Annotated in this window: 1 protein-coding gene and 1 rRNA gene; both read left to right on the top strand. The window is 70.2% G+C overall.

The features are described 5' to 3' along the window. Positions 1-74: ribosomal RNA gene (rrf, locus tag QUG92_RS17075) — 5S ribosomal RNA — on the top strand; the annotation flags it as partial. A 480-nt stretch (positions 75-554) separates the two neighbouring features. Next, positions 555-792, top strand: a 238-nt coding sequence (locus tag QUG92_RS17080) for a hypothetical protein (protein WP_289460083.1), incomplete at its 3' end; no start/stop codon positions are given.

A 792-nucleotide genomic window follows, 5' to 3' on the forward strand; every position in this document is an offset into this window, starting at 1 on the left:
ACCCGGAAGCTAAGCCTCTCAGCGCCGATGGTACTGCAAGGGGGACCTTGTGGGAGAGTAGGACGCCGCCGGACTCAACGTAAGTGATGTGGCCATCGGCCCTCCATCGAGAACTCGTAGGGGAGACCCTCGTTCTCGAGGTGGGTCGGTGGCCACATCTGTTTGTGCTGTGGGTCGCTCGACGCGCGGTCTGGTTCGTGATGGACTGGATGACGAGCGCGATCGACCGCGCAGTACCCCCACAACGACACAGCGGACGACAGCCCGGCCTCTCGGCACGGGCACGCGATGAGGAGCAACGGTGGCGAACGACGACGAGCAGCAGCGCAACGACCGAGATCGCGCAGGTCGTCCCGATCGGGGCGGAGACCGGGGCCCTCGTCCCGAAGGCGGTCGCTGGTCGTCCGGTCCTCGAGACTTCGAACGGCGCGAGGCCGATCGTCCGCGTCGGGACGGCGACCGTCCGGCTCGTGACGAGCGTCGGTCGTTCCGCGACGGGGACCGGTCCTTCGGCGACGGTGGCCGGCGCCCGGCCGGCCAGGGTGACCGCTCCGGTGGTTCGCGTCCTCCTCGGGGTGACGGTCCGCGCGGCGCCGACCGGCCTCGTCGTGAAGGCGACCGTCCGTACCGTTCCGGTGGCGATGACCGTCGTCCGCCGCGTGACGGCGACCGTCCGTACCGTTCCGGTGGCGATGACCGTCGTCCGCCGCGTGACGGCGACCGTCCGTACCGTTCCGGTGGCGATGACCGTCGTCCGCCGCGTGACGGCGACCGTCCGTACCGTTCCGGTGG

Origin of the sequence: Curtobacterium citri, assembly GCF_030362955.1 — a bacterium.
GTDB lineage: Bacteria > Actinomycetota > Actinomycetes > Actinomycetales > Microbacteriaceae > Curtobacterium > Curtobacterium citri.